This window comes from Flavobacterium sp. RSP46, from assembly GCF_003984825.1.
GTDB lineage: Bacteria > Bacteroidota > Bacteroidia > Flavobacteriales > Flavobacteriaceae > Flavobacterium.
Genome location: NZ_RYDM01000012.1, coordinates 1 through 26,600 on the forward strand (window position 1 = coordinate 1; position 26,600 = coordinate 26,600).

Here is a 26,600-nt window from a genome sequence, read left to right on the forward strand (position 1 = left end):
ATAGGGTGGTCAGTTTACTCCGGAACTGGTGGTCAATTTGCACTGGAATTGGGTGGTCAATTTGACCGGTTTTTCCATTTATATCAATAAAACGGAGTCCTGTTAATGCAGAAAATATTGCCATATCTTTTACAATCTCTAATTTTATTTCAATTTTCCAAAGCGTTTTTAGTTCCTCTTCGGACAAATACTCTCTATAGGTTTCTTCTTCTTTTATGAAAACCGCGTCACTAACTAGGCTATTTGTAATCAAGTTTTCCTTATTTGCTTTTTTTAATACTGAAATAAAGTTTTTATAATAACAGGATGCAGTGTTGATAGATAGTTTTCCTTTTTTGGTTCTTAAATTTTGAGTGTCGAGTAAAAACGCTCTGAAATTTTTGATGTGATTTGTTGAAAGTAACTTGATTTGCAATTCATTTCCAGCAAATACTTTGAAATAATCAAGAGAGGATTTCCAGCTAAAATAATTGGACTTACTTCCTTTGTTTTCATAATCGTCTACGATGTTTTGATAAAATTCAATAAAATCAATATCTAAATTTACATTTTCTTTAAAGCCAAATTCTCTGTCCCTAATTTGAGTCAGTCTTTTGGCTCTAACTAAATCTGCTAGTTCTAGCGTTGTTTTATTGTGAATTTTTTCAAAATCGTCTTTTGGCTTTGCATAGATTTGAAGTTTTAAAAATTCTCGTCTACTTGGTTTTCCAGTTTTTGGATTTATAATTGGAGGGAAATAATCTAAAAACAAACTAAATTTGTTATTTGTAATTACTTTTTTTCGGAGGGTAACATTTGCCATAATTCTTTTTTTTTATTTAAATATGGCATCGATGTCCTCTTTTTTTACAAGAGTAAATTTGCCTTGTTTTTTCTTTGGTATTTTGAATCTAATGATAAGATTATATAACCCTGCACTTGAGATATTATATTTTTCTTGAACCTCTTGGATAGTATAAGAATTGTTGAGATTTATTTCGTTTTCTGGGCTTTCTAAATTTTTCTGTATTTCTTTTAAATTATTGTCAAAATAGGAATCTATATCTTTTCTTCTTATGAGTGTTTTTCGTGCGGAAAAATTATAAGAATTTATTTCATTTCTTTCAATTAATCTATAAATGGTTTTTGAAGATATATTCAATAATTGGGAAGCATCTTTGACAGTTAGAAAATCTTTATTTTTAATTTCTTCTATTTTTTCTTTGGGTTTCTCATTTACTTTAGATTGTGTTTCCGAATTGCTCTTTTCAATTTTTAAATTACGAACTAGCATTTTATTGTTTCTGCTATTGCAGATCATAGAGCAAAATCGGGTTCTAGTAGTCTTAGCCACAAACTGATTTTTGCAATACTCACATACTCGATTTACACTTAAATTGGAACTCATTAGCTCACGTAATAAATAGGTTATAAAAGGTTTTAAAAGAATTAAGTGGAATTAAGGGACATAATTTGCCTAATTTTTATTCAAAGATAATTATTTTTTTTAATGAGGTACACTATCGGTACAAAAAAAGGCAAATAATCGATATTTTATTTGTTTTTCAGTAAAAATTAAAACAACAAAACCCTTTAAAATAAAGGATTTTGTTTGGGTTCGCGTAATTTGATTTGGTGTTTTACTTTCCGATGCAGAAATTAGCAAAAATATTCCCTAACAATTCGTCATTAGTTACTTGTCCCGTAATCATTCCAAATTGGTACAAAGCTTCCTTAATATCTAATGCCATCAAATCGGAGGACAAGTTCGTTTCAAGACCAAATTTTACTTTTTGTATTTCATCTAACGCTTTTAATAAGGAATCGTAATGTCTGGTATTCGTTACAATTGTTTCATTATTTCGTAATGCTCCGGTATTGACAAATGAAAGTAATTGATTTTTTAAATCCTCAACGCCTAGTTTCTCTTTTGCAGAAATCAGTAAGATTTCAGGAATTTCTGATTTCAAATTTCCTATTTCACTTTCTTCTAATTTATCGGCTTTGTTACCAATGATTACAAGAGGTTTCAACGGAAACTGGTTTTTAATTTTTTCCAGTTCCACTTTTAACTTTAAACCAGAAACTTTAAACTCGGAACTGTCAAATAGAAAAACGACAACTTGCGCTTGTTCAATTTTTTCAAAAGTCTTACGAATCCCGATGCTTTCTACCACATCTTCCGTTTCCCGAATTCCAGCCGTATCAATGAATCGAAAACCAATGCCGCCAATCACTAACTCATCTTCAATGGTATCACGTGTCGTTCCCGCAATTTCCGAAACAATGGCGCGCTCTTCATTCAATAAAGCATTCAAAAGTGTCGATTTACCTACATTGGGTTCGCCCACAATAGCTACAGGAATTCCGTTTTTAATCACATTTCCTACGGCAAATGAATCGATTAATCGTTTTAGGACAAATTCGATTCGGTTCAGTAATTCATGAAATTGGGTTCGGTCAGCAAATTCTACATCTTCTTCGGCAAAGTCCAATTCGAGTTCGATTAGTGATGCAAAATTCAAGAGTTCTTCTCTTAATTTTGCTATTTCATTAGAGAAACCGCCACGCATTTGCTGCATTGCAATTTGGTGTGAAGCTTCATTATCTGATGAAATTAAATCGGCAACAGCTTCTGCTTGGGACAAATCCAGTTTTCCGTTTAGAAATGCTCTCAACGTAAATTCGCCAGGATCTGCCATTCGACAGCCTTTTCGAAGCAATAATTGAATAATTTGTTGTTGTATATAAGTAGAACCGTGACAGGAAATTTCGATCGTGTTTTCGCCAGTATAGGAATTTGGTCCTTTAAAAATGGAGACCAGGACTTCATCCAAAGTTTTGGAACCATCCATTATATGCCCTAAATGTAACGTATGCGTTTTTTGGGTTGTTAATTCTTTGTTTTTGATGGATTTAAAAACAGAATTTCCAATAGCAATGGCATCTTGTCCGGAAATCCGAATTACGGCTATAGCACCCGCTCCCGAAGGAGTTGCCAGTGCCACTATGGAATCGTGAGGTATCATATTTAAAGTCAATTTGGTGTAAAAGTAAGTAAATTTGACATGGCTACAAGTCTCTTGTAGTAAACCATTAAGGTTATTTTTTGTTAAAAATTAGCCAAAGTGATAATTATCATACTATTTTGTTTTTTGTTTTGTAAATTTATATAAATAATTAATTTGCAATAAATTAACTATAGTATGAAGAAAATCTTATTTCCTACCGACTTTTCGGAAGTGTCTAAAAATGCGTTTATCTATGCATTGAAATTGGCAGAATCTATTAATGCTGAAATAGTTACAATGCATGTGTACCAATTTTCACAAGCCAATTATGTTAATGTTTCTAAGTATTTACATGAAATTTATGAGGTTACAGAACTCAGTAATTTTGAAAATTATAAAGATGAAGTGCCACTTTTAAGAAAAATTGCGGAAGCAAATAATTTAGGTCATATCAAAATAAGCCATGTTTTGATTTTGGGAAATTTGGTTCCCGAAATTAAAAAAATAACCGAGAATGAAAATTTTGATTTCGTAGTTATGGGTACTAAAGGCGCCACTGGTATAAAGGAAACTTTTTTCGGTACGATAGCCACAAAAGTAATGAATGATGTCAAAGCATTAGTTTTGGCAATACCGGAGCATTGTACATATCATCCTATTGAAAAAATACTGTTCATTACGCAATATAAATTGGAGGACACAGGGTCTTTTGTAAGAGTTCTGTCTTTGTCCAAAATATTTCAAGCACATATTGATTGCCTGCGTGTCGAGTCTCCGCATCATGAAGTTAAAGAGGACAGTAGAGAAGATTGGAAGGTATTAGTAGAAAATAATGGAGTTACATTTTACTCCATTAAAGGAGAAGATGTAGAAGGAATTATTTTAAATTTTATCGATTTGCATAAAATTAATTTGATTGCAATGCATGTGTATCACAGAAATTTCTTTGAGAAACTTTTCGAAATTAGTCTTTCAAAAAAATTAGCATTTCATATCAATGTACCCATTCTTGCTATTCATGAATAAAAATATTCTGATTTGACTACGTAAAGACACCAATAATTTATTTTAGTAAATCAATTATTTTAATAAAAGATAAAATGAAAAAAATTCTATTTCCAACCGACTTTTCTGAAGTGGCTACTAATGCTTTTGTACATGCTTTAGAATTTGCAAAAATAGTTCAGGGCGAACTCGTTTTATTGCACACCTTTGAATTGCCCATTTATGACAATCAGTTTTTTCCCGAAAATTACGCCGTCATTTATGATTCCTTGGCCTTAGCTCAATTTGATATGTTTAAAGATGAAATCCCAAAATTGCGCGCCATAGCCGATGAGCGGCATTTGGACAAAATAAAAATGTCTCATAGGCTCATGGATGGGAATTTGCTTTATAATATTAAAAAATCAATTAAAGAAGATAAAATAGATTTTGTGATCATGGGTACTTCAGGAGCTACAGGATGGGAAGCTTTTTTTATGGGTACCAATACAAGTGCTGTTATTTCTGGAATAGATATTCCTATGTTGTGTGTTCCGTTAGAAGCAAAATTCAAAAAAACAGAAATTATTGGATTTACAACCCGTTTTAGAACTAAAGATAAAAAAGCATTGAAAATGGTGTTAGATATCGCTAAAAAAACGAAAGCTAAAGTAAAATGCTTGTATGTAAAAACTAGTGATTCCGATGTTTCAAATGATACAGTAACTGCTTGGGAGGAAGAATTTATTAATGAACCCGTTGAGTTTTTTGTGATCAATAGTGACGAAGTCAAAGAAACAATTCTGGATTTTATAATGTACAAAGAAATTGATGTACTGACTATGCTTACGTATAAAAGAGGTTTTTTTGAAGGGATTTTCAAACCTAGTTTAACAAAAAAAATAGCTACGAATTTTGATATCCCAATTTTAGCGATTCCTATTGATTGATTCAGTTTTAATTCAATTGAAATCTTGAATTCTATATAGTGCGGCATCGCCATTGCCTTTTAATTTAGCCTTCAAAGTAATCTATTTCGTTATATTTGCAATTCATTAATTGAATTATGGAAATATACAAAGCAAAAAAGATACGCTTTTCAACAGCATTGACAGCAATCAATAAAAAGTACAATAGTATAAGTATTTTAAGACTTCTTTCTATTGTACTTTTTTTGGTTTCTATTTATTACTACATCAAAAACAGCGAAATTATTTTCATAATTGCCGCCATTTTTCTTTTTGGACTATTCGTAGTATTTATGCGCATTCATTCTAAATTAGTTTTCGAAAAACATGTCAATCAAGCCTTACTTGATATTAATGAAAATGAAATTTCCTACCTGGAAAGAAATAAAATCCCTTTTGAAAACGGACAGGAATTCAATGATTTTCACCATCCGTATGCCTATGATTTAGATATTTTTGGCGAGCATTCTTTGTTCCAAAACTTGAATAGAACCGCTACTTTTATTGGTAAAAAAACATTCGCAAACCAGCTTTTATCAATTTTGCCCAATGAAGAGATTCTTAGAAATCATCAAGCGGTAAAAGAATTAACCAAAAAATTAGACTGGCGTCAGGAATTTTTGGCTTTCGCCAAAATAAGCAATGACAATCAATCGAATTATGAGACTCTGCTCAAGTGGTGTACATTTAATAGTACGCCCTTGGCTAAAATGAGTGTTTTCATTTCTTATTTTTCACCACTTCTTTTTCTGGGAGTTTTGATTGCCTATTTAGTAACTTCGACTACTGTTTTTGCTTCAGTTTTATCGTATTTATTTGTATTTAATTTAATTGTTTTGGGTCGGTTTATGAAGCGTATCCAGGCAGAAATTGCTAATTCTACGAATATAGATAAAACCATTCATCAATATAGTTTACTGTTGCAAAAAATAGAAAATGAATCTTTTCAGTCGAAAAAATTAATCGATTTACAGCAAAAATTAATGTTCAAAAAAGAAAATGCCAGCGTGCATTTGAAACAGTTAGCCGGTTTGTTTTCTAATATGGACAGTATCTCAAATTTTGTTACGGCTATCGTATTCAATGGAACGTTCCTTTTTAATTTACATGTTTTAAAATCATTAATTCAATGGAAAAAAGATCATGCCCAAGCTTTAGAAAATTGGTTGGAAGTTATTGGTGAATTCGAAATGTTGAACAGTTTGGCCAATTTTTCGTATAATAATCCGGAGTTTGTATATCCAACATTGAACAGTAATTTCGAAATAGATTTCAAGGATTTAAGCCATCCTTTATTAAATGAAAAAACTAGAGTAGGAAATGACGTGCGTTTTCATCCCGAATCGTTTATGATTTTAACAGGTTCTAATATGTCCGGTAAAAGTACTTTTCTAAGAAGTTTAGGAATCAATATGGTTTTGTCAGGAATAGGTTCGTCGGTTTGTGCTCGTCAGGCTAGTGTACATCCGTTACCCGTTTTAGTTTCCATGCGATTATCTGATTCGTTGTCCGATAGCGAATCGTATTTCTTTGCCGAAATCAAACGCTTAAAGCAGATTATGGACGAATTGGAAAATAGACCGGCATTTGTTTTATTGGACGAAATATTACGTGGTACCAATTCAGATGATAAACGCAACGGAACAATTGAAGTGGTCAAAAAAGTAATTGGTAAGAAAGCCGTTGGAGCTATTGCAACGCACGATATCGAAGTTTGCCTGACAACCAATGAATATCCAAATATATTAACCAACAAATGTTTTGAAGTAGAGATTATCAATGATGAACTCCATTTTGATTACAAACTTCGGGACGGAATTTGTAAAAATAGAAGTGCTACTTTCCTGATGAAGAAAATGGGAGTGATTTAAAAATCCATTTTTCTAAAAAAATATTAAAAAAAATAAAATGAATTAATTTAAATTATTACTTTCATAATTCAAAAGAAAGATAAAATTTATGAAAAAAAATATATGTGTATTTTTGTTATTTGCCTTCACCTCGGCAATTTTTTCTCAGCACAATCAGTTGAATTTGCATAGTAAAGTTATTTACATGGAATACAAAAATTATAAATCATTGAAAAAAAGTGGTAATAAAGTTATAGATTCAATTGGTTTTAATATTGTCAAGAGTGATACATTAATCATTATTAATGGATATGATGAGAAAGGAGTAAAAGTTTTGTATGAAGAAAAAGATTCTATATTTTTAGAACGCTATAAACAATTAGTTTTCAATAAAAAATATCAAAAAAAAGAAGAGAGATTAAAACCAAGAATGAAAATTTGGAAAGATGAAGTAAAAATTTATTTTGACAAATCAGTTAGCCAATATAATAGTAAAAAGCTTAGTAAATTTATTCATTATCTTGATAACGAAATTGATTCACTAAAAATTACAGTGGTAAAAGATAAAGAAAAATCAAACTATTTAATTTATTCTATAGACGATACCAATGATGTCAATTTAGATATAAGAATTAAAGGGAATGACGGATATTATCTTTTATGGAATAACAAACAAAATATTTATAGTTGCTCATTAAAAATTAACGCAAAAAAAAATCTAAATGAAGAGCAGATATTAACTACTTTGAAAGTTAATTTTATACGATCTTTAGGTTATTTTTATCAAGAACTAGATTATTCAGATTGCAATAGTTACTTTTCAATTTGTAAATCAGATAAAAAAGAATTTGGAACGAAAGATCTTGAAATTCTAAAATATCATTATTCTTATGGAATTTGTAAAGGAACTAATTTAGAAACATTTGAAAAAAATCATAAAGATGCGAAAGAATCAATAAAAAAAGGAAATACAAAGTTTTATTTTATTCATAGTGAATAAGCAAAAAAACCGTCTCGTAATTAATCGAGACGGTTTTTTAAATATAAAAATGGTTTGGTTAATAGCGTATTTTAAATTGAATTAACTGTTCAACATTACTGGCATTACAAGCATCGTTACCGTTTCACCTTCTTCTAATCCATCAACAGGAGTTAGAATTCCGGCTCTGTTTGGCAATGACATTTCAAGCATAATCATATCCGATTGTAAGTTAGTCAACATTTCAGTTAAGAAACGAGAATTATACCCTATTTGCATATCATCACCTTGATAATCACAAGTCAATCTTTCTTCGGCTTTGTTTGAATAGTCAATATCTTCAGCAGAAACATTCAATTCAGCACCTGCTATTTTCAAACGGATCTGGTGTGTAGTTTTATTCGAAAAGATAGCAACACGACGTACAGAACTCAAAAATTGAGAACGGTCAATCATTAATTTATTCGGATTTTCTTTTGGAATTACTGCTTCGTAATTTGGATATTTTCCATCAATCAAACGACACATTAAAACATAATTATCAAAAGAAAAAGTAGCATTCGAATCGTTATATTCAATTTTTACTTCAGCATCCGAAGTACCAAGAATATTTTTTAAGATATTCAAAGGTTTTTTTGGCATGATGAAATCAGCCACCTGAGAGGCGGTTACATCGGTACGCGCATATTTTACTAATTTGTGTGCATCAGTTGCAACAAATGTCAATCCTTGTGGCGAAAACTGAAAAAATACACCAGACATTACCGGACGTAAATCATCGTTTCCGGCCGCAAATATAGTTTTACTTATAGCAGTTGCCAAAACATCAGCAGGAACAAGCGTTACAGATGGGTCGTCTAAGTTAACCGATTTTGGAAATTCATTTCCAGGAGCATAAGCCAAAGCATATTTACCAGAATTAGAACTGATTTCTATCGTACTGTTTTCTTCAACTGTAAAAGTTAAGGGTTGTTCAGGGAACGTTTTAAGGATTTCCAAAAGTAATTTTGCAGGCACAGCAACGCTTCCTTTACTTTCTGAATCAATTCCTAAAGTAGCAGACATGGTTGTCTCTAAATCAGAAGCAGAAACTGTTAGCACATTATGGTCTAAATCAAATAAAAAATTATCTAAAATAGGCAAAGTATTACTGCTGTTGATAACGTTACCTAAAACCTGTAATTGCTTCAATAAGTACGAACTCGATACTATAAATTTCATCTGTTTTGTTTTATTTTTTAAGGTATTTCTCTAAATTCGAAATACGTTACATTTTACAAATATATCGTAAACTATTCTAGTTTCGAAACTTTTTTATTAACATCTATTTGCTGTATTTTCTTTTTCGAAGAAAAGTAAATAAGATCCCAAAAAGTACCAAAATAAGAATTGGAAGCCCGATAGTTAGGATTTGTGTTCGGGTATAGTTTTCATAAACTTTTTCTTTATCCAATAAAGGTAAATCAAGATCTTTGCTTCGAATGTTAATAAGTCCTGTATCATCGAGTAAATAATTCACGCAATTTATCAGGAAATCTTTATTATCATACAAATTTCCAGACCTTTGGTCATAACCCAATTCTACGGGTTGAAAGTTTTTATCCAATTGGTTTTTTATCAAATCTCCATCCGAAATCACAATCATTTTGTTCTCTTTTCCTGTCGTTTGAAATGTTTTTTGTTTAAATGGTAACACTCGATTTTCAAACATAGAACGAAACGAACCTTCCAATAAAACAGAAAGCGGAATCTTTCCTTTGTTCAAGTAATCATTTGGCGAAGTTTCTTCGGCAACACTATTCAGGTTGATCTCTGTTGGAGTTCCTATTTTTTTCGAATATTGAGACGACTCCAACAGAATAGTTTTCTTAATTCCATTTTTCAAAGTATCGATTGGATTCGCAAAATCAAATTTGATTCCACCTAAATTTTTAACTATCGGATGTACACTATTTGGATACACTTGTGGCGCAAACTTCCAGTTGAATTCCTGAAATTGTGTCGCACTTCCTTGTTCTCCAGTGGCTAGTTTTATGGGGCTTCCCTGTTCGTCTTTTACTAAATCAGGATTGATTCGGATGCCGTATTTAAAGAACATATCATTTAAATTTAGATCTCTTGGATACGCTAAAGTAGCTCCTGAAGCATTGTACAAACTGTCCATTTCAGCCGTAACTTGGTCAATCAACCATAATGTTTTTCCCCCGTTGATGATAAATTGATCCAAAACTTGTTTCTCCGCATCGGTAAACGTTTCAGTTGGTTTAGCGATAACTGCCAAGTCATATTTTTCTAAAGCTTCTAAACTTCCAATCGGATTTTTGGCAACCGAATCTAAAGTAAAAGGACCAATATGGTAACTTTCGCGCACTTGCAAAAGAAATTTAGCCATCATGATATCTTGCAATTCACCGTTTCCTTTGATAACAGCAATTTTCTTTTGTTTGGCTTTGGTAATTTTATTCAATCCTTCAGCAATTGAATATTCCAAATGCTGAACAGATCCAATGACTTTTTGGGTAGTTGACGCACCCATAATGTTTTTCAACAAGGGGATATTAACTTCTTTATTGTCATAAACGGCTGTGGCCCAAGGAAAAACCATCGCTTGTGATTGCTTTCCTTTGTCGCCAACGGTTATGTTTATTGGCGTAAGCCCCTTTCGATACAAGTCTTTAATATTGTCCATGCTGGTGTCATCATTCTCCAATGGATCTACGAATTCAAAAACAATATTGGAGTTATAGGCCTGAAATTCTTCCAGTAATTGTTTTGTTTCTTGTTGTAAACGCTTGAATTCAGCCGGTAAATCACCTTGCATATATACTTTTATAGACAACGGATTTTGGACTTGCTTTACGATAGTCAAAGAAGTAGGAGAAAGAGTATATCTGTTGTCTTTTGTTAAATCAAAACGATGAAAAAAGGAATTTCCTATGACATTCGCAAGAACTACAAGGACAAGGACAATCAATACTGATTTTAGGTTGTTTTTCTTAGAAGTAGTCATTACGATTTGAAAGATTTTAGATTATAAACAGTAAATGAAAGAAAGACAACGGTTATACTGGTAAAATAAAGAATATCTCTGGTATCTAATACGCCTCGGCTCATGCTTTTGAAATGATCTTGCATTCCTAATGACGCGATTATGGAAGATACATTTGGAACAACAGCAGCTAACCCTTCAAACCCAAAATAGAAGAAAAAACATAAAAATACGGCAATAATAAATGCCACAATCTGGTTATCCGACAATGTTGAAGTGAATATCCCAATGGCAGAATAGGCTGCAATTAAGAATAATAATCCAAAATAAGAACCAATTGTGCTTCCCATATCAATATTGCCTTCCGGCATTCCTAAACTCGAAATAACGGCTACATAGATGAAGGTTGGAATAATTGCCATGACAATTAAAAGTAAAGCACCAAGAAATTTTCCATTTACAATTTGCCAAATACTCAATGGTTTCGTCAGTAATAATTCTAATGTTCCTTGCTTTTTTTCATCCGAAAAACTGCGCATGGTTACTGCAGGAATCAAGAATATCAAAATCCATGGCGCTAAGGTAAAAAACGGAGTCAAATCAGCAAATCCGGTATTCAAAATATTATAATCTCCTTCGAAAACCCAAAGAAACAATCCATTAATAATTAAAAAAATGGCAATAACTAAGTAGCCGATGGGCGAACCGAAAAAGGATTTTATCTCTCGTAAAACTATTGATTTCATGTTTTATTTTTTGTTTAAAGTTTAAAGTTTTTTTAGTTTAACGTTGCTCAACTTTAAACTAAAAAACTTTAAACCAAAGTAACTAATTTATCCACGCTCCACGCTTCTGGTTTGTCGTTGAATAATTTCTTGGTGAATGTCCAAACATCGTAAAAAAGTTCAGAATTCCTGTAATTTTCTAAATCGGCTTCGGTTTCCCAATAACTATAGGTAAAGAAAATGCTTTTGTTGTTTTTGTCCTGATACAATTCTAAGAAACGATTACCGGGCGCATTTCGTATTTTATCTTTCATTAATTCAAAATTTTCTAAAAAAGCAGGAATATTTTCCTCGTGAAAACTCAATTTTACTATTCGTACAAACATTTAGATTTATGATTTTAGATTAAAGATTTTAGATTTTTAAACTGATTACTGAACACTGCTATCTGAATATTATATTTATTATATCTCTATAATTCAATCCCAATAAGCTATTCGCTGAACCTACTTTAGAAGGATTGCTTCTGAAAATTGCAATTTCAAGAAAACCGGCTTCATTGAAAATGGCTAATTTTTCTCCTTCATACGATTTAATCGGATATTTATCGGAACTGGCAATTGCGGAATAATTGGGCAAAATTGTTTTGATATTTTTAGTTTTCAAAACAATTTCATACGCCCTTCCTTTGGCGACTTCAATAAAATATTTTTTAGTGATATTTGTAATTACATTCCCAAAATGATCAATGTAAATCACATGACCTTTTAATGAATTCCCATCATCCGAAATAGTGGCTTGCAGATTTGTAACTTGCTTAATAGTGTGCATTTCTTTACCAATGACGTTCATCAAACCCCCTTTGGCTAAATGGCAGGCTACTTTTACAAACACATCAAGATCAGCCGCATCACTCGGTAAACGATCATGAATATTGATTGCCACCATTTTTTGCGGAACAATTTTTTGCGAAAGCATGCTTAAAATACCATTATCAGCAGCAATAAAATAATGATCATTCCATTGCATCACAATATGTTGGTTTTCCTTATTGGCTTCTATATCCACACCTATGAGATGAACCGTGCCTTTTGGAAAGCTAGCATATGAGGCACTAATTGCATAACTGGCTTCTAACGTGTTGAATGGATCAATATCATGTGAAATATCAATAATTAATGCCTCGGAATACTCAGACAAAATTTTCCCTTTCAGCGCACCTACAAAGTGGTCTTTCAAGCCATAATCGGTAGTTAGGGTAATTATTGACATAAATTTGTTTATAACTATTGGTGTTTTGTAAACCTAATTTTCATTAAATTTGAGAAACGCAAAGCTAATAATAGTAAATTCAAAAAAGCAAAAAACAAAAGACAAATTCAAATTAATACTACAATTATTCGCATTGATAACAAATTTATTGATTTACTTAATTTAATTTAAAAACAACCTCATTTGAACGAAAGAATAATCGAGCTCATAGACATCGCTCCAACAGACTTTTGGGGCGCTCAAGACACTCATCTTGAAACAATTAAAAAATATTATCCAAAATTAAAGATTGTCGCCCGGGGAACAACCTTAAAAGCTTTTGGTGAAAAAGAAGTTTTAGACGACTTTGAAAAACGTTTTCAACGATTAATGGTGCACTTTTCAAGATACAATAACATTGATAATAATGTAATCGAGCGTGTTATTCGTGGTGATGTTCAGGAAGACAAAAAATTTCAAGGACAGGATAAAATTTTAGTGCATGGTGTAGGTGGTAAAATCATCAAACCTATGACTCCCAATCAGCAATTGTTGGTGGATACCATGGAAAAAAATGATATGGTTTTTGCAGTAGGACCTGCCGGTACAGGAAAAACGTACACCGGAGTTGCTATGGCAGTGAAAGCGCTAAAAGAAAAGCAAGTCAAACGCATTATATTGACAAGACCAGCGGTAGAGGCAGGGGAGAACCTTGGTTTTCTTCCAGGAGATATGAAGGAAAAACTAGATCCATATATGCAACCACTTTACGATGCTTTACGCGATATGTTACCCAACGAAAAACTGGAAGATTATATTTTAAAGGGAATTATCCAGATAGCACCATTGGCATTTATGCGTGGTAGAACACTGGATAATGCTTTTGTAATTTTGGATGAAGCCCAAAACACAACGCATTCTCAAATGAAAATGTTCCTAACTCGTATGGGAAAAAGTGCTAAATTCATGATTACTGGAGACCCAGGTCAGGTCGATTTACCCCGAAGAACCATATCCGGACTCAAAGAAGCCTTATTGGTTTTAAAAGACGTTGAGGGAATCGGAATCATTTATCTGGATGATAAAGACATTGTGAGACACCGATTAGTTAAAAAAGTAATTGATGCCTACAAAATGATTGAGAATAATGATTAAAACAAAAGGAGGCTTTGTGAAAAAGCCTCCTTTTGTAATTTTTTTTATTAATCCTGAAACATAGCACTCCAATTCTTGAATTCTACATCAGAAAGTGTGTACTGATTTAAACTTTCAATAAAAGCTTGATAAGCGGTATTGAACAATGATTTTAGTTTGCAATCGTGTGATTGAAAGATGCAAGGTTTTGAATCGCAGTTGACGATGGGCGTATCGTCTTGTTCCAATAGGTGAATCATATCGCCTAATCGAATTTCTCTTGCTTTTTCAGAAATCACTATTCCGCCATTTTTTCCTCTTTTGGTGAGAATTAATTGATTTGCCGATAAAAATTGAACCACTTTTATAAGATGGTTTCGCGAGATTTTAAATGTAGTCGCTAAATCATCTAGAGAACTTTGTGGAGTATCTTTTTTTTGATTTAGATACATCAAAACGCGCATACTAAAATCGGTAAAGTGATTCAATTTCATATTAAAATTTACTAATTAAGGCTTAATAATTGAGGGCCAAATTCTTCATACAGAATATTTTCTCTATTTACGCCAAGTGCAACCAAAGATTGATATTGAACTTTTATAAAAATAGCCGGTCCGCAAATATAATATTTTGCATCCTCAATAAGGATTTCTTCTTTTATTAGCTGCAAATCAATTCTTCCTTCGATAGCATTTGTTTCTGATTCGGGCAAAGTTTCATAAAAAACGAAAGAAGTTAACCACTCATTTTCGTTGTTTAATTCCTCGATAGTATCTTTAAACGCGTGAACATTTTCGTTGCGACAACTGTGAATCCAAACTGTTTTATTTTTTTGAAGTGAATTTTTATTGGTTTCAACCATACTCATCATAGGAGTAAGTCCAACACCTCCACTAACCAGTACTAAAGGATTTTTTGCGTCTGGATCTGCAAAAAACACCCCCGCTGGTGCACTAACTTCGATACTGTCACCTTCCTTTTTGTTATGTAAAGCATTGGAAACAATACCATCGGGAGATGTGTTTTGACTAATTTCTTTTTTTACTGAAATTCTATAATATTCATTATTAGAATAAGACGACAGACTATATTGTCTAGGCTGTTTATGACCTAATTCAGGAATATACGTACTCACAGATATATATTGACCCGGATAGAAATCAGCAATTTCTTTGTTGTCTTCCGGTTTAAGGTAAAATGAATTAATTTCGTCGCTTTCTTTTACAATTTTAGAGATTATGAAGTTTCTCCAGCCATTCCATCCTCCTTTTTTATTAATTGTTTTTTGGTACATTTCAGCTTCAATACTAATCATTATCTGAGCCAATTCATTGTAAGCACAGGTCCAGGCTTCAATTAATTCTACTGTTGCGAGATCACCTAAGACTTCTTTTATCGATCCGATTAAATGGTTTCCAACAATATCATATTGCTCTGGTTGAATATTTAAACTTACATGTTTATTTCCAATTGATTTTAACGTATTGATCAAAACAGTAGGATTTTCTATGTTTTCAGCATAAGCAAGTACAGCTCCACTTAAAGCATTTTGTTGTTTTCCACTAGCTTGATTTGCCATATTAAAAATGTTTTTCAACTCTGGATTATTGGATAGCATTCTTTGGTAAAAATAGGTTATCAAATCATTTCCATTTGTTCTTAAAATTGGCACAGTTGCTTTTATTAATTCTTTTTGACTTGCATTCATGGTATTGAAATTTATTTTTTACAAAGATAGCAATCATTTTTTATTTGTTGTATTTAAAATACAACAAATAAATAGCTATATTTATCAAAATATCGTCAAGAAAGGTTAACCTAAACTTTTTATAAATTTTTGCGTTTCTCTTTAAAATTGAATAAATTTGGAAATATTAAAAATGACAGTGAAAACCGAAAGATGCTACAAGAAAAAATAAAAGTCGTAATAAGCGATTTAGACGGAACGTTACTCAACTCAGATCACAAAATATCCCAATACACCAAAACTGTTTTTCAAGAACTCCATAATCAAAATTACCTAATAATTATAGCAACTGGTCGTCATCATCTGGATGCAATGCCTATTGTAGCAGGATTGGATGTTCCTGTTTATTTAGTCACTTCAAATGGAGCACGGATACATTCTCCTGAAAAAGAGCTGATTTTTTCTTATAATATGGAAAGTGAGGCCGTTAAATCCGTCTTGTCCTTAGATATTGATCCTGAAATTACAACCGTATTATTCAGAGAAAATGTTTGGCAAACGAACAAGCACAATGAAAAATTAAATGAGTTTCAACCAGAAGTAAATTATCATCCAGAACTCGTTGATTTTGAAAACTTAGAGGATTTGAGTGCTATAAAAGTATTTTTTACGCACGATCGACATTCAAAATTAATCGAATTAAGAGATCAAATTTTAGAAAATCATACCGGACTTTTTAGCCATGCTTTTAGTCTTCCGCTTTGCCTGGAATTTATGGACAAATCCGTAGATAAAAGTGTTGCGATTGCCAGAATTTTGGAACTGGAAAATTTTGTTTTTCAGCAAGCACTATCTTTTGGTGATGGCTACAATGATGAAAAGATGCTTAATTCTTCCGGTAAAGGTTTAGTGATGGGGAATGCACCTGATAGTTTGAAAAATAAATTGTCTCATTTAGAGGTAATTTTAACTAATGATAATGACGGAGTCGCCAAATATATAGCGCAGGAATTATTGAATAATTAATGTTTTTAACTAACCATATTTTCCCATTTTCAAAAAAAACTAAAACCAAATGAACAAAAAAATAATCTTCGTTATCTGTATCTTATTTTTCATAACAATTCAAAGTCAAACGCTAAAACTGGAAGAAATCATGAAAGGCAACACTTTTATTGGTGTTTCCCCTGAAAATGAAAGATGGTCTTTAGATGGTCAGAAAGTGTATTTTGATTGGAATCCAAACAATGAGTTAGGCACAAGTACTTATTTTTGGAAAAATGGATTAACAAAACCAGAATTAGCTTCTCCAGATGAAGCTGCTTTTTCAAAACTAGATTTTAAAAAAACAACTAATCCAGATTTATATTATTACATCGATAAAGGAAGATTATTTTCGTATGCTGTAAAAAGTAAAATCTCGAAAAAACTTTACCAACAAAGCAGCCCGATTGCTAATTTGCAAATGGGTTCTGTACCAGGAGTGCTTTATTTCAGGCAAAATGAAAATCTTTTTCAGTTCAATACCAATGAAGGTTCTATCATTCAAATCACAAACTTTCGTAAAGGAAAATCAGATGAGAAAGCCACAGATAAAGAATCTTTTTTGAAAAGCCAACAAGCAGAATTATTCCAATTTGTCAGAGATCAGGAAGCACTGAAAAAATGGAATTTGGCAAAATCAAAAACTACAAAATCTGATTTTCCAAAGCCTTATTATTATGGAAAAAATATCTTTGGAAGCTTAAAAGTGGATCCAAAAGGAAACTTTGCCACCTTCAGATTAATAGAAGATTCAGAACGTAAAAGTGAAAAAATGGAACTTTTCATAACTGCTGATGGCTACAACCAAATTGAAGATACAAAGGAGAAAGTTTCTGTAGATAATTTGTTGGCAACTAAATTTGGAGTCTATAACATTGTTAAAGATTCTGTTTATTTCGTAAATTTTTCAACATTAAGTCATATTCAGGATGTTCCTAAGTATTTTGAATGGTATGAAAAATCAAAAACTACAGAAAAAAAGAATAAATTGATTGTAGTTCAGGAACCTGTTTACAATGAAAATGGTTCGTATGCAATTAGTGAAATACGAAGCCAGGACAATAAAGACCGATGGATTGTCAGTTTAAATTTAGAGAAAGGAACTTTTCAGGAATTAGACCATCAACATGATGAAGCGTGGATTGGCGGGCCCGGAATTCCTTCTAATTCGTATGGAAGAGGAACGCTGGGATTTTTGGGAGACAATGAAACTGCTTATTTTCAATCCGAAGAAACTGGTTATTCGCATTTGTACAGCTATAATTTAAAATCAAAAAAGAAAACTCAACTGACTAAAGGAAATTGGGAAGTGCGCAACGTGAGTTTAGCAAAAGATAAAAAGTTTTTTTATTTAACCACAACAACCACGCATCCCGGAAACAGAAATTTCTATAAATTAGAAGTGGCAAATATGGTTTTACAGCCAATTTTGACTAAAGATGGTGCTCATGAAGTGAGTTTGTCTCCAGACGAAAGCACCTTATTGATTCGTTACTCGTATAAAAATAAACCTTGGGAATTGTATGTAGCGCCTAATAAAAAGAATACAAACTTAAATCAGATAACGGCTTCAACATCGGAAAGTTTCAAAGGATATTCTTGGCGTGAACCGGAAGTGATTACTTTCAAAGCGCAGGATGGAACTCCCGTAAATGCGAGATTGTATAAGCCGCAAACTACCAATGCGAATAAAGCAGCTATCTTGTTTGTTCATGGTGCCGGTTATTTGCAAAACGCCCATAACTATTGGAGTAACTACCACAGAGAATACATGTTTCATAATTTATTGGTCGATTTAGGCTATACTGTTTTAGATATTGATTATCGAGGCAGCGATGGATATGGGCGTGATTTTAGAACAGGAATTTACCGTTTTATGGGCGGGAAGGACTTAACAGATCAAATTGACGGAAAGAAATACCTAGTTGAAAATCATGGAATCGATGCGACAAGAGTTGGGATTTATGGTGGTTCTTACGGCGGTTTCATCACGTTGATGGGAATGTTGACTACGCCTAAAGAGTTTGCTTCTGGAGCTGCATTGCGTTCCGTTACAGATTGGGCGCATTACAATCATGGCTACACCGGAAACATTCTTAATTTTCCGGAAACGGATCCAGATGCTTACAAGAAAAGTTCTCCAATCTATTTTGCAGATAATTTACAAGGCGATTTATTAATGCTTCATGGAATGGTAGATGACAATGTTGAATATAAAGATATTGTTCGTTTGTCTCAGCGTTTTATCGAATTAGGAAAGAAAAAATGGAGCTTATCTAGTTTTCCCGTTGAAGCTCATGGTTTTAAAGAAACCTATTCCTGGGTTGATGAATACAGCCGAATCTTAAATTTATTCAACGAGACGTTGCTTAAAAAATAGTTTTACAGATAAAAATAAAATGTAATAGTTCCGTTCTTTTCTTTGCGAAACTATATGAAATAGTTTTAAATTTGCAAGAATAAAAATAAACACACACAACTAGTATAATGAGCAACACCATCACAACTACTGATTTTAATTTTCCAAACCAGCAATCTGTTTACCGCGGTAAAGTAAGAGAAGTATATAATATCAATGATGAACTTTTGGTAATGGTAGCTACGGATCGGCTTTCGGCTTTTGATGTAGTTTTGCCAAAAGGAATTCCATATAAAGGTCAGATTCTAAACCAAATTGCTACTAAATTCATGGAGCTGACGCAGGATATTGTTCCTAACTGGTTGATTGCAACTCCTGATCCTAATGTGGCGGTAGGGCATTTATGTGTCCCTTTTAAAGTAGAAATGGTCATTCGGGGCTATCTTTCTGGTCATGCTGCCAGAGAATATGCTCTTGGCAAAAGAGAAATTTGCGGAGTTTCAATGCCTGACTATTTGAAAGAAAATGATAAATTCCCGGAACCTATTATTACTCCGACTACCAAAGCGGATAATGGCGAACATGACGCTGACATTTCTCGTGAGGATATTTTATCGAAAGGAATTGTTTCTGAAGAAGATTATGTGGTTTTAGAGAAATTCACGAGAGATTTGTTTCAAAGGGGAACTGAAATTGCAGCCAGTCGTGGTTTGATTTTGGTTGACACCAAATATGAATTTGGAAAAACCAAAGAAGGGGTAATTGTCTTGATTGACGAAATTCATACGCCGGATTCTTCTCGTTATTTTTATGCTGAAGGATATCAGGAACGCCAAAACAAAGGTGAGGAACAAAAACAATTATCGAAAGAGTTTGTTCGTCGTTGGTTAATCGAAAATGGTTTTCAAGGATTAGAAGGACAACAAATTCCTAATATGACGGATGAATATATTCAAACAGTTTCTGAAAGATATATTGAATTGTATGAAAATATCTTGGGAGAGAAATTTGTAAAAGCAGACATCAGTACTATAGACGAAAGAATCGAGAAAAATGTCTTGGAATATTTAGTCAATAGATAATTATTTACACTAAAAGTAAAATACAAAACCGCAATTCATAATTTTGAATTGCGGTTTTTAGCCCCGATAAAAGTGGAAATCCTTTTCCTTTTTACTTTAAAAAGGAAAAGATTACTTCACTATACTTTTATTTTTATTTGAGTTCAGTGAATTTCATTTAAAACGGATAGCGGGATTAGCTCCTAAAACTATTTGAAATAAGAGAATGTTTCTTCGTTTTCTAACTTCAATAAGGTTTCATAAATTAATTTAATCACATTTTCAACATCGTCACGATGCACCATTTCAACCGTGGTGTGCATATATCGCAACGGCAACGATATTAATGCAGAAGCTACGCCGCCATTACTATACGCAAAAGCATCGGTATCAGTACCCGTAACACGAGATGAAGCTAATCTTTGGAACGGAATTTCGTTTGCCATGGCGGTTTCTAAAATTAATTCTCTCAAATTATTTTGAACAGCAGGAGCGTAAGTAACTACAGGACCTTTACCAATTTTTGTATCTCCTTCAATTTTCTTTTCAATCATTGGAGTAGTAGAGTCATGACAAACATCGGTTACGATCGCTACATTCGGTTTGATGGTTTTGGTAATCATTTCGGCACCGCGAAGCCCTACTTCTTCCTGAACTGAATTCGTAATATACAATCCAAAAGGAAGTTTTATTTTGTTTTCGTGTAGCAAACGAGCCACTTCGGCAATCATAAACCCACCCATACGATTATCAATCGCGCGACAAACAAATTTATTTTCGTTCAAAATCATGAATTCATCAGGATAGGTAATCACACAACCTACATGAACGCCCATTTTATCAACCTGTTCTTTGGTTTCACAACCAATGTCAATAAATAGATTGTTAACTTTAGCTACTTCTTCTTTGTCTCTCATTCGTGTATGAATAGCAGGCCAGCCAAAAACACCTTTTACAATTCCTGTTTTAGTATGAATATTGACGCGCTTTGAAGGTGCTATTTGGTGATCGGAACCACCATTTCTGATCACGTAGATTAATCCATCGTCTGTAATGTAATTTACGTACCATGAAATTTCATCTGCATGACCTTCAATTACTACTTTATAAGGTGCATCCGGATTTATAATTCCTACCGCTGTGCCGTAAGTATCTGTTATAAAAGTATCAACGTAAGGTTTTAAATAATCCATCCATAATTTTTGTCCACCACTTTCATAACCGGTAGGCGAGGCATTATTAAGATAGTTTTCTAAAAACTCAAGTGACGACTTGTTTAATATTGATTTTGTGCTCATAAAATTATTTTTTTGCTAAATTATAAATTTGGCATTACAGTTGCGTATATAATGTATAATTTTGGCAATTAAACTTTCCTAATATGAAGCTAATTAAATTTTTGTTGTTTTTTCTATTGATAACTTTGTCTGTTAATGCACAGGTAATGCCGCAGGATACTACAAAAATAGGGCATGAGTTAGAAGATGACGAATTGATTCTTAATGACACCATTCAATTACCAGAAATAATAATATACAAAGGAAAAACAGATCCCGAAGCAAGAAAGCAATTTTTATTACTTCAAAGTCGGGTTTATAAAACGTATCCTTATGCAAAACTAGCTTCGGAGCGATTGACGATTCTTAATAAAGGAATGGCAAACCTTAAAACAAATAAGGAGAAAAAAAAATACTTTAAGATAGTAGAAAGTTATTTGAGTGAGGAGTTCGAAGCTAAACTTAAAAAGCTATCTCGTAAACAAGGTCAAATATTGGTAAAGTTAATTCACCGTCAAACAGGCACTACCACTTATGAGTTAGTAAAAAACCTTAAAAGTGGCTGGAAAGCTTTTTGGTCCAATACTGCAGCAAGCATGTTTGACATTAATCTAAAAACAAAATACGAACCCTACTATGTCAACGAGGATTATTTAATAGAAACTATACTAGTACGAGGATTTGATTCAGGAAGATTACAAAATCAAACTCCGGCACAGCCTATTAATTATGACAGCTTGAACGATGCTTGGGTTAGCAGGGCAATTAAATAATACCATCATTTTGTGTTCCTATTTCTATAAAGATAATGTTGCAGCATAGTTAGCAGTGTAGGAGCTACTTTGATAATTTTTTTTATAAATCAGTAATAATAAATTCACTTCTTCTGTTAAGTTGATGCTCCTCCTCAGTGCACTCTAGATCGTCTACACATTTGTTTACCAGTTGGGTTTCACCATATCCTTTTCCAATTAATCTGCTTGTATGTACTCCATTTTTTATCAGCCAGTTAATAGTAGATTTAGCTCTTCTGTCAGATAACGCTTCATTGTATTTGAACGTTTGTCTGCTATCTGTATGAGAACGAATATCAAGCTTCATCGTTGGGTTTTGATTTAAAACATCTAATATTTTTTCTAAATCAAAAGCTGCCTCTTGCCTGATATTTGATTTATCCAGATCAAAATAAATCATTTTTATATTAAAACATTTACCTAAATCATCCCCTATGGTTACTTTGCACTTTGCATCTTCTAATGCGATTGGTACGTATGTCTTTCCATTTTCATCAGCTATTGTAATCTTTTGTTCTTTTGCAGTATATTCAGGTTTTTGAGCCCTTACGTAATATGTTTTACCACATTCAACAGGAAAAAAATAATTAGCTTTATCATCTGAAAGGGTTGTATTTACAATGTTAAAATGATTGTCAAATAGAGTAATTTTAGTGTTCGGAAGGAATTCTTTTGTAGCAATATCAGTGATCTCACCATATAATAACTGTTGGCAAATAATTTTTTTCAGTTCTGAAAATTTATAAATATCATCATATCCTAAACCACCATCTCTATTGGAAGAAAAAAAACCTTTTCTTGATTTTGTATCAATTAGGTAGGCAAAATCATCTTTTGGAGAATTAATATCTGCCCCCACATTTTGTACCTCACCAAAAGTTCCATTGGGATTTATAGCGGCAACAAAAACATCTAAACCTCCTAAGCCAGGATGGCCGTCTGATGCAAAATATATTTCGTTCTCATCATTTACAAACGGAAATGTTTCTCTACCTTCAGTATTTATCACAGCACCTAAATTCTCTGGAGTGCCAAAGCTTTTGTCATTGTGTATTATTACTTTAAATAAATCAGATTGACCTATAGTTCCGGGCATATCCGAGACAAAATATAATGTTTTCTCATCTGGACTTAGTGTAGGATGAGCCGTACTGTAATTATCATTATTAAAAGGAAGTTCGGTTATATTAGACCATTTGTCATTTTCTAAAGTGGCTTTATATATTTTTATTAAAGTAATTTTATTAGCATCTTTTCCTTTTTTTCCATCAAGATAGTTGTTACGGGTGAAGTACATGGTTTTTCCATCTTTTGTGAAAGCAGGAGTAGACTCGTTAAATTTAGAATTTATATGGGTATCGAACTGGAGAGGGTTTCCCGGATTCCTATTTTCCCCTAAATTGGCAGTATATAAATTGGTAAAATATTGATTTGTCCATTTATGTTTTCTTTGGCCTACACTTCCGGTGTCCCTTGCCGATGCAAATACGATTTCATTTGCATGAAATGCAGTACCGTAATCGGAATATATAGAATTTATTCCAGCATCCTCGATTTTATATCTTCCGGAATTTGCTTTGATTGCGTCAAGATAATTTACATTTTTCATAAAAATCTTGCCGCGGCTATCGTTTCCAGATTTTTGATTGAATAGTTCTAATAGATCATTGGCTTTGTGATTTTGACCAATGGATCTCAAGCACTGCGCATAACGAAAATAATATTCAGGTTCTAAATCGATAGTATTCATTGCAAATAACTCTCCATACCATCTGGCTGCTTTTTCTAACTCTGCATTAAAGTAATAAGAATTTCCTAATTTCTTAAACATATCAGCCGATTTGTATTTTTTTTCGGCTACTTTTTCGTAGGTTTTTATGGCATCAATGTAGGCATAGTTGTCATATTTTTTGTCGGCTACAGTAACTTCCCCTTTTTGTGAGTATCCATGAATAGATAAAGCAGTTATTACAATTGTATAAAGGAGTATATTATTTTTCATACTAATTTTTTTAGAAGAATCTTGGAGTTATAATTTTACCATTATTTTTAAAGATTTCATAGCGCAAGAAAAATTCATGCGAGCCAGAATTATAGTTGTTTAATCGAGTGGTTTCCCTGTCATACCCATATCCTATATACATCCCGTCAGAAATTTGGAAACCAACCATAGCACTAAGTGCAGCACTCCATCTGTAGGCAATACCAACGACAAATTTCTCGTTAAACATAAAGTTTCCTGAAATATCGACTTGAAGAGGAGCACCTTCAATAAATTTTGACAGAACCGCGGGTTTAAATTTTATGGTTCTATTTAAATCAAATATATATCCTGCAATTAAATAATAATTTATTTTTTCTTTGAATATGGCAACTTCATTATTATCATAGCGGTCTGATTCAATAAAGTTAGGAATAGAAAAACCTACATACGCTTTATCCGAATGTAAATAAACACCTGTACCAATATTTGGAGAAAACTTATTATCAATATTTTGTATACTTTGGTCTACAGGATAAGCATCTACAGGATTTAATTTAGATATATCCAAATTGAATAAATTTGCGGTACCTTTTATGCCAAAAGAAAGTTTAAATGTTTCTGAGGTTTGTATGGTATATGAAAAATCGGCAGAAATAGTATTTTCATTGGTGGGACCAATTTTATCATTGATAAAAGAAATTCCTAAACCTAGATTGTTATTATTTAGCGGTGTATTAATCGTTGCTACATTTGTTACAGGAGCACCATCTAAACCCACCCACTGCGTGCGGTGCATAGCAAAAATACTTAATGCTCCTCTAGATCCTGCATAGGCCGGATTGATATTGATTGTGTTGTACATATATTGTGTAAATTGAGCATCTTGTTGTGCATAACTTGTAAATGCTGTAAACATCAATAGGATTAAAAATATTTTTGTTTTCATAGTTGCTTTTTTATTTTGTTTGAACTAATTATTTAAAAAAGGTTCAAAAGGGTATTTAGGATAATGTCAATTCTATTTTTGTTAAAGAATAGTGCTAATTCATTTTTAAAACCGAAGGACAAAAAAGAATCCTCCGATTTTTAAATTAATTCAAGATTATTTACTAAGGTATAAATACCCGTCTAATTTTTTGATTTCCACTTTGCCATTCCCATTAATAGCACTGTAATTTAAGATGTAAAAATAAGTACCGGTAGGTAATCCAGAAGATTGACTAATAGTTGTTCTTCCACGAGATATACCTTCAAAATTATTAGTTTGATTATTATAGTTTTTTGTTTCAAAAACTAATACACCCCAACGGTTATATATTTCAACCGTATTCTCTTGGTAGCAAGTTGTGTTTTCAATATTATCGATTACAAATACTTCGTTTATACCATCTCCGTTTGGCGAAAAAGCATTATGGACTTTTATGTTTCCACATCCTAAAACGATACAATCATCGTTAATATTCACTGTTAACTGGATGCTTTTTGGACACATTTCGTCATTAATTCGATACTCAAAAACTTTGTTTCCTAAAGTCAAACCAAAAGGCGATAAGATATTTCCTTGCAATGCGCCAGTATTATTAACATCTGTCCAAGTTCCATTTATTAGAGTTCCCTCGGGTAACAAATTAAAGATATTGATTGTTGAAGAGTCACCATTACACGCAGAGCTTACAATTGGTGTGGCGTTATTTGATGCTGTTACATTCACAATTTGAGTAAATTTAGAAACATTCCCGCAAGAATCAGAAACAGACCACTCTCTGACAATTGAGTAGGAGTTAAGAGAGCTGTTAGTAATTTTTTCAGTAAATAGTGCGGGGGAAACAGTTGAACAATTATCTGTAAATATAAGTTCCGGTTTCAAAGGAATAGCATCACAATTTACATTAATATTAGATGCAAACTCAGTTGTTGTGGTTGGGCCGTTAGTATCTTGTACACTGATCCTTTGAGAAGCAGTAGTTGCATTTCCTGCTAAATCAGTAGCGGTCCATGTCCTTGTTATCGTATAGGAACCAATACAGCTTCCTTGAACCGTTGCGTCAACAAATGTTAGTGTAACAGAACTACAGGTATCAGTAGCTGTTGCTTGAGCAAAATCAGGAGTAGTACTACATTGTATCGTTGATTGCACTGGTAATGATGCAAAGACAGGCGCAGTACTATCTTTAATGATTATTGTTATTACAGCAGTATCACAGTTTTCAGTGTTTGATTTTTCGCATATTTGATACGTTAAAACGTACGTTCCAGGAATTGTTCCGTTTAATATATTGATGTTTCCAAGGTTATCCAATTGAATGTTTGAATTTAGTCCAGAAACTAAAGAGATGTTTACCGCTGAAGCCACTACCGGGTTTCCGTTTATTGAATCATTTATTAAAACACTTCCTAACAATCCTACTGAAGTACAATTTTCGATTGAAAAAACATCATCATTAGCAACAATAGCAGGCGCAGTAACGGTAACGCTAACGGTGGCAGTATCACAATTGTTTGGATTTATAATTTCACAGATTTG

The 26,600-nt window shown here is 32.7% G+C and carries 23 protein-coding genes; 9 read left to right on the forward strand and 14 right to left on the reverse strand.

The window, feature by feature from the left end:
- The 3 genes from EKM01_RS14260 to mnmE all read right to left on the reverse strand — a co-directional run.
- The coding region (locus tag EKM01_RS14260) for a site-specific integrase (RefSeq protein ID WP_148108945.1) at positions 1-802 on the reverse strand (802 nt) is incomplete at its 3' end.
- Positions 803-814: 12 nt separating this feature from the next.
- Positions 815-1,273 (reverse strand): helix-turn-helix domain-containing protein, encoded by a 459-nt coding sequence (locus EKM01_RS14265; protein ID WP_158616106.1) that lies wholly within the window; start codon positions 1,271-1,273, stop codon positions 815-817.
- 346 nt (positions 1,274-1,619) lie between these two features.
- Positions 1,620-3,008, reverse strand: a complete 1,389-nt coding sequence (gene mnmE, locus EKM01_RS14270; protein ID WP_126459159.1) for a tRNA uridine-5-carboxymethylaminomethyl(34) synthesis GTPase MnmE — start codon at positions 3,006-3,008, stop codon at positions 1,620-1,622.
- Positions 3,009-3,185: 177 nt separating this feature from the next.
- Between mnmE and EKM01_RS14275 the strand changes: the two genes are divergently transcribed.
- The 4 genes from EKM01_RS14275 (at position 3,186) to EKM01_RS14290 (ending at position 7,792) form a co-directional block, all read left to right on the forward strand.
- The gene (locus EKM01_RS14275; protein WP_126459162.1) at positions 3,186-4,016 is read left to right on the forward strand and encodes a universal stress protein; all 831 of its coding nucleotides are present in this window, start codon (positions 3,186-3,188) and stop codon (positions 4,014-4,016) included.
- Positions 4,017-4,090: 74 nt separating this feature from the next.
- Complete coding sequence (locus EKM01_RS14280) at positions 4,091-4,924, forward strand: universal stress protein (protein ID WP_126568680.1); 834 nt, start codon at positions 4,091-4,093, stop codon at positions 4,922-4,924.
- A 116-nt stretch (positions 4,925-5,040) separates the two neighbouring features.
- Entirely contained in the window at positions 5,041-6,813 is a 1,773-nt protein-coding gene (locus EKM01_RS14285) for a DNA mismatch repair protein (protein WP_126768715.1), read from the forward strand.
- A gap of 88 nt (positions 6,814-6,901) precedes the next feature.
- A complete protein-coding gene (locus EKM01_RS14290) occupies positions 6,902-7,792 on the forward strand; it encodes a hypothetical protein (RefSeq protein WP_126459171.1) in 891 nt (296 codons plus the stop codon).
- 81 nt (positions 7,793-7,873) lie between these two features.
- On the opposite strand, the gene dnaN is transcribed toward EKM01_RS14290, so the two are convergent.
- From dnaN to EKM01_RS14315, 5 genes are all read right to left on the reverse strand, one after another.
- Complete coding sequence (gene dnaN / locus EKM01_RS14295) at positions 7,874-8,992, reverse strand: DNA polymerase III subunit beta (protein WP_126459175.1); 1,119 nt, start codon at positions 8,990-8,992, stop codon at positions 7,874-7,876.
- Between the two features lie 103 nt (positions 8,993-9,095).
- A complete protein-coding gene (gldG, locus tag EKM01_RS14300) occupies positions 9,096-10,781 on the reverse strand; it encodes a gliding motility-associated ABC transporter substrate-binding protein GldG (RefSeq protein WP_126768716.1) in 1,686 nt (561 codons plus the stop codon).
- Positions 10,781-11,506, reverse strand: a complete 726-nt coding sequence (gene gldF, locus EKM01_RS14305; protein ID WP_126514986.1) for a gliding motility-associated ABC transporter permease subunit GldF — start codon at positions 11,504-11,506, stop codon at positions 10,781-10,783. Before gldF ends, gldG begins: the two co-directional genes overlap by 1 nt.
- A gap of 68 nt (positions 11,507-11,574) precedes the next feature.
- The gene (locus EKM01_RS14310) at positions 11,575-11,871 is read right to left on the reverse strand and encodes a putative quinol monooxygenase (RefSeq protein ID WP_126459184.1); all 297 of its coding nucleotides are present in this window, start codon (positions 11,869-11,871) and stop codon (positions 11,575-11,577) included.
- 58 nt (positions 11,872-11,929) lie between these two features.
- Positions 11,930-12,757 (reverse strand): S-adenosyl-l-methionine hydroxide adenosyltransferase family protein, encoded by an 828-nt coding sequence (locus EKM01_RS14315; protein ID WP_126768717.1) that lies wholly within the window; start codon positions 12,755-12,757, stop codon positions 11,930-11,932.
- Between the two features lie 183 nt (positions 12,758-12,940).
- Between EKM01_RS14315 and EKM01_RS14320 the strand changes: the two genes are divergently transcribed.
- Positions 12,941-13,891, forward strand: a complete 951-nt coding sequence (locus tag EKM01_RS14320) for a PhoH family protein (RefSeq protein WP_126451687.1) — start codon at positions 12,941-12,943, stop codon at positions 13,889-13,891.
- A 47-nt stretch (positions 13,892-13,938) separates the two neighbouring features.
- Here the strand turns inward: EKM01_RS14320 and EKM01_RS14325 are convergent, their stop codons facing one another.
- Positions 13,939-14,364: an Rrf2 family transcriptional regulator gene (locus EKM01_RS14325; protein ID WP_126740689.1), complete on the reverse strand. Its 426-nt coding sequence runs from the start codon at positions 14,362-14,364 to the stop codon at positions 13,939-13,941.
- Positions 14,365-14,375: 11 nt separating this feature from the next.
- Positions 14,376-15,578, reverse strand: a complete 1,203-nt coding sequence (gene hmpA, locus EKM01_RS14330) for an NO-inducible flavohemoprotein (RefSeq protein ID WP_126768718.1) — start codon at positions 15,576-15,578, stop codon at positions 14,376-14,378.
- A 192-nt stretch (positions 15,579-15,770) separates the two neighbouring features.
- Here hmpA and EKM01_RS14335 point away from each other — a divergent pair, with 192 nt between their 5' ends.
- The 3 genes from EKM01_RS14335 (at position 15,771) to EKM01_RS14345 (ending at position 20,042) form a co-directional block, all read left to right on the forward strand.
- A complete protein-coding gene (locus EKM01_RS14335; protein WP_126451684.1) occupies positions 15,771-16,583 on the forward strand; it encodes a Cof-type HAD-IIB family hydrolase in 813 nt (270 codons plus the stop codon).
- Positions 16,584-16,632: 49 nt separating this feature from the next.
- Entirely contained in the window at positions 16,633-18,981 is a 2,349-nt protein-coding gene (locus EKM01_RS14340) for a prolyl oligopeptidase family serine peptidase (protein WP_126768719.1), read from the forward strand.
- Positions 18,982-19,088: 107 nt separating this feature from the next.
- Positions 19,089-20,042: a phosphoribosylaminoimidazolesuccinocarboxamide synthase gene (locus EKM01_RS14345; RefSeq protein WP_126577134.1), complete on the forward strand. Its 954-nt coding sequence runs from the start codon at positions 19,089-19,091 to the stop codon at positions 20,040-20,042.
- A 188-nt stretch (positions 20,043-20,230) separates the two neighbouring features.
- Here the strand turns inward: EKM01_RS14345 and EKM01_RS14350 are convergent, their stop codons facing one another.
- The gene (locus tag EKM01_RS14350) at positions 20,231-21,319 is read right to left on the reverse strand and encodes a M42 family metallopeptidase (RefSeq protein WP_126459203.1); all 1,089 of its coding nucleotides are present in this window, start codon (positions 21,317-21,319) and stop codon (positions 20,231-20,233) included.
- Positions 21,320-21,402: 83 nt separating this feature from the next.
- Here EKM01_RS14350 and EKM01_RS14355 point away from each other — a divergent pair, with 83 nt between their 5' ends.
- A complete protein-coding gene (locus EKM01_RS14355; protein ID WP_126459206.1) occupies positions 21,403-22,071 on the forward strand; it encodes a DUF4294 domain-containing protein in 669 nt (222 codons plus the stop codon).
- An 82-nt stretch (positions 22,072-22,153) separates the two neighbouring features.
- Here EKM01_RS14355 and EKM01_RS14360 read toward each other — a convergent pair whose 3' ends face one another.
- The 3 genes from EKM01_RS14360 to EKM01_RS14370 all read right to left on the reverse strand — a co-directional run.
- Positions 22,154-24,094 carry an OmpA family protein gene (locus tag EKM01_RS14360; protein WP_126768720.1) on the reverse strand — a complete coding sequence of 647 codons (1,941 nt, stop codon included), beginning with the start codon at positions 24,092-24,094 and terminating at the stop codon, positions 22,154-22,156.
- A gap of 10 nt (positions 24,095-24,104) precedes the next feature.
- Positions 24,105-25,022, reverse strand: a complete 918-nt coding sequence (locus EKM01_RS14365) for a type IX secretion system membrane protein PorP/SprF (RefSeq protein ID WP_126768721.1) — start codon at positions 25,020-25,022, stop codon at positions 24,105-24,107.
- 156 nt (positions 25,023-25,178) lie between these two features.
- Positions 25,179-26,600, reverse strand: a 1,422-nt coding sequence (locus EKM01_RS14370; RefSeq protein ID WP_148108946.1) for a gliding motility-associated C-terminal domain-containing protein, incomplete at its 5' end; no start/stop codon positions are given.